The following is a 4338-nucleotide window of genomic DNA, read 5'->3' as shown; positions in this document are numbered from 1 at the left end:
TCACGAGCACTATTGTACCCTTTCTCGATCAAAATCAATACTTTTAGAGAAATTAAGCGCCACAGCAACCGTTAGAAAATTTAAACCATCATTTTTGCATGAATAGCGTTTGTGGCAACCCTTAGAAGTTCATCATTGCTCAGTATACTCTGCGACGAAGTAAGTTAACCGGTCTCCAGTAATGGATCGCCGGTTTCACCCGTTACTTCAAGGCTTACCTGCTAAATTTAAACCGCGAAAGTTGAGTTATAATTTTTCAAAGGGCAGCAGAGCCGTTTATCCTTGATATAGGAAAGTATATGTTTTCATCTTATACATGAACCTATATTTCACCGAGAAACGGCACATCCGTAGCCAAGGACGTGCAGCGGTTCTTCTTGTATCGAAAAATGGTCTCTACTGATAAAATGGTGTAAAAAGAACGTTCAGAGGTGATAGCTTGATAGATAAAATCAAGAATGCCTTATTTTTTATAATGATTGCAGCCTGGGGATCGATAAGAAAAAAGCATATCGGCTTTATGTACAATACGACTGCCTATCCCTACAAAAAGAAATGGGCAACAAGAAAATTAAAAACACTAATTATAGTTGGCTTAGGACTGTTACTAATGGGGTTGGCAGTGTGGATTGTCTTTCTTTTGAGCAAATGATAATTGGCTGGGGGATATGAATGATGCGTATAAAAGTTAGGCTCGCCTATATTGTAGCGACTTGCTTTATTCTCGTTGCCGGGCTAAGTACGAGAATATTTTCAAAGTCTTTGCCCCATTTTGTAGTGGAGCATTTTGGAGATGCGTTATGGGCTGCTATGATTTATTGCGTTTTTCGCGTTATCCTTATAAAAAAGTCTATTGAATGGTCCCTGTTGCTGAGCATAATGTTTTGTATAGTTATAGAGGTTAGCCAGTTGTATCAAGCTGATTGGATCAATGCGATCAGGGGCAACATTCTTGGTGGATTAATTTTAGGCAAAGGTTTTTTATACATAGATTTAGTAAGGTATGCTATTGGGATTTTGGTCATGTACCTAGTGGATAAAGGGATTTATCTTATGAGAAACGGCAGTTTGCGGTAGAGGTAAGGTGGGCCAGTAACAAGAGTTAAACAACAAAGTGAATTAATTCACAAAGTAGTCACTTTCTCGGCATAACTATGTGATTTAAATCACAATATAGAGTTTGTGCAGATTTTATAATTAAGACATCAAATACAACAAAGCCAAAACATCAAGACATAACATGAGGATGGTGATTCCGATGAATAGACGACAATCCCAAGTATCGGAGCAGCAGAAGCTGATCTAAACGGAATGTATTCATAAATGAGAATGAATAATAAGGAGTGAGTAACATGTTAAAATTTTGGAGAGAAAATAAAATAGCGGGCCTTCTAGTCACAATCGTCCGCTTCGTCGCTGGATATGCTTGGTTAACAGCTGGATGGCATAAAATTACCGGAGGATTTGACGCTACAGGGTTCCTGACAGCAGCAGCAAATAACCCGGTAATGGATAAAGCAACTGGCGAGGCCGTTTACCCAACCTTCACCGCTTTTCTAGAACACATTGCATTACCAAACGCCAAAATAATCAACATTGCAATCCCTTGGGGTGAATTTCTAGTAGGACTTGGACTCATCCTTGGCACACTTACCGTCACAGCCGCTTTCTTCGGAGTCTTAATGAACTTCATGTTCATGTTCGCCGGCACTGTAAGCACGAACCCTTGGCTGCTTCTTCTAGGCTTCATCGTTATCTTGGCAGGCGCTAACGCTGGCCGCTTCGGACTTGACCGTTATGTTCTACCGTGGATGCACAAAGGCTTGGATCACCTCTTCCACAATAAAAAGAACAATCATCCAACCAATGATGCAGGCTTGCTGCTCAAATAGTTTCCTTCAAACCACTAGTCACTAATCAATCAGTCAAAAGCCAACTCCTATCGGGTTGGCTTTTTATATTTCACTGAAGGACGCGAAGCCGTTTATCAATACTATTATTAAATTTATAAAATTCAGAGTTCCTGCTGCGCAGAATTCTAACAGTTATTAATGACCCTTAGCCAGCGAAAAAAGCTGACTTGCATTATTCACTTTCATTTTTAATTAATATAATATCGATAAATTAAAAAATTATGTCACAAAATAGCTCTTTGATCTGTTATAAGGGTACAGTCGACTGATAAATAAAAGGAGGTGAGCTTATGGAGGAAATAGACATTGGAAAAAGGTTTGTTAATGGCGGAGAAGATGAACTGGAAGAGATAATCAATCTATATGGTGAAAAACTCCTTCGCTATGCAACAGCGATTCAATGTGATTATCATGAAGCAGAAAATATTGTACAAGAAGTCTTTCTTTCAGCTTATCAAAATCGGAATAGTTTTGATGGCAATAACCTATCTGCGTGGTTGTACAAAATTACATATAATCGCTGTTTAAATCAACTAAAAAAGCATAAGGTCCTATATTTTCATGATATTCGTAGTGAAGTCGTTTTACCAGAAAAAGATAAAGGTTTGAGTGATGAGATGCTTCATGCGTTAAAGAAGCTTAAACCTATGGAACGCGCCTTGTTATATGGGCGGATTATGAATGGGCAGAGCTACGAGGAGCTATCTCAGCTTACAGGAAGTTCTCCAGCTGCATTACGCAAGCAATATCAACGGGCCAAAGATAAAATAGTTAAATATCTTAATATTGCATATGGTAGAAAGGAGTCTAACTATGGGCAAATTTAATATGGACGAAAAACATATACATGACATGTTCTCCCAAATTACGGTTGATTCAAGTAAACTTGCAGAACAGGTTAAAAGCCGATTGTATGAAGGTAGTGCTGACATACCTGCTAGGCGCCGCAAACGGTGGACAAGGTCAACAATTGCAGCTATTGCGATATCGTTCGCATTGGTTACTAGTGCAACTGCTGCATCTTTAGGAAATTTTGATTGGTTTATAGAAAGGTTTAATCCTGATTTTGGTAAAATTGTTGAACCAGTAGGAGTCTATAGTGAGGACGAAGGAATTCGCATGGAGGTTATCGGTGCACAGAAATATGATAATAGGGCGATTATTTACCTATCTCTTCAGGATAGAACAGGTCAAAACCGATTGACGGAACAAACTGATTTTAGAGACGGATTTAATGTAAAAATGCGCTCACAAACAAAAGAGGGAGCCAAAAGTGGAGACGAAGTTTTATCAGCCAGCCTGTCATGGAAACAAAAAATGCTTTATTTTAATAAAGATACGAATACCATTTATTATGAGTTTAATGTAACGGCTGACCCAGACACACCATTAACAGATCCGTTGGAGCTTGGCAGTTTCCTTGTTTATTTTGACGAAAAAGCCTATATAGACGAACCCATTTCCGTATCCCTTACAGGAATTAATGATGTAGAAACGATTCCTATTGAAAAAGCACAGATTTTTGGGGGCAGTAATGTACCAAGTGACCTCAGTTCATTAACAGAGGCACTTATGCCAGGGGATTATGCTTCCATGCCCCATGGTGAAAAAGATCAATGGGTTTCAAATATCGGTATTATAGACGGAAAATTGCATGTGCAGATAGGAAACATATTTAATAAAGAGTTTGGTCCTAGTGATGCCATGCTTTCTCTAAAGAGTCCAGACGGTAATTTAATCTCCAATGATTATAGTTTGGTATTTCTCAGTGATAAGAAAAATAACCTTCTTGATCCTAAAAATTACGATTATGGTGACGCTAAATATAAATATGAGGAATATGTATTTCCTGTAAGTGGCGAAAATCTTAGTAAATACACTCTTTATTATACGGGTTCCGTTTATTCTGGGGTTGAAGGCAGCTGGAATGTGGCGGCAAATTCAAGTGATACGACTGCCAATTTACGTACTTGGAAAAATGATATTTCAGTTGAAGGTCATCTTTTTGAATATATAACCCTCAGTCCTTTAGGATTACAAGTAATTGGTACCTATAAAGGTGAGAATTGCATGGTTAGTGATATGCTGCTTGAGATTGAAACAGTAGATAGTATTATCCCATTGGAAGGTGGTGGAGGAAGCCAGAACTCTGATAAACATACCTTCAATTCAAATTGGGATACGAAAGCACCTTTAGATATTTCCAAAGTTAAAGCAATAATTATTAATGGCACTCGAATACCGGTTAAATAACAAGATAATTAAAATAAAAATTTTAACACACTAGTTAATAAAAGCTCCATTTTGCTAAACAGGAAACCCTTGATCTTGGATGGATCAAGGGTATTTCATGTTGTGACCTTTACAATTAATATGCTTCTCGTCAAGAGAATGAATATTTAAGGCCGCCGGCTGTTTTTTTTTG

General features: G+C 38.0%; 5 protein-coding genes. All 5 read left to right on the top strand.

Annotated features, from left to right (window positions below; translation table 11 throughout):
* Positions 1–439: 439 nt before the first annotated feature.
* Positions 440–652, top strand: coding sequence for a hypothetical protein (locus ACRRU2_RS28435; RefSeq protein WP_331701866.1), 213 nt, complete (start codon positions 440–442; stop codon positions 650–652).
* Positions 653–672: 20 nt separating this feature from the next.
* Positions 673–1077 carry a DUF2809 domain-containing protein gene (locus tag ACRRU2_RS28430; protein ID WP_432506819.1) on the top strand — a complete coding sequence of 135 codons (405 nt, stop codon included), beginning with the start codon at positions 673–675 and terminating at the stop codon, positions 1075–1077.
* 275 nt (positions 1078–1352) lie between these two features.
* Entirely contained in the window at positions 1353–1892 is a 540-nt protein-coding gene (locus tag ACRRU2_RS28425) for a DoxX family protein (RefSeq protein ID WP_432506817.1), read from the top strand.
* 311 nt (positions 1893–2203) lie between these two features.
* Positions 2204–2740: an RNA polymerase sigma factor gene (locus tag ACRRU2_RS28420; protein ID WP_432506815.1), complete on the top strand. Its 537-nt coding sequence runs from the start codon at positions 2204–2206 to the stop codon at positions 2738–2740.
* Positions 2727–4166, top strand: coding sequence for a hypothetical protein (locus tag ACRRU2_RS28415; RefSeq protein ID WP_432506813.1), 1440 nt, complete (start codon positions 2727–2729; stop codon positions 4164–4166). Before ACRRU2_RS28420 ends, ACRRU2_RS28415 begins: the two co-directional genes overlap by 14 nt.
* Positions 4167–4338 lie beyond the last annotated feature (172 nt).

Origin of the sequence: Paenibacillus sp. GXUN7292, assembly GCF_050864975.1 — a bacterium.
Taxonomy (GTDB): domain Bacteria; phylum Bacillota; class Bacilli; order Paenibacillales; family Paenibacillaceae; genus Pristimantibacillus.
Note: the sequence above shows the minus strand (reverse complement) of the source record. Positions and strands in the feature narration are given on the sequence as shown.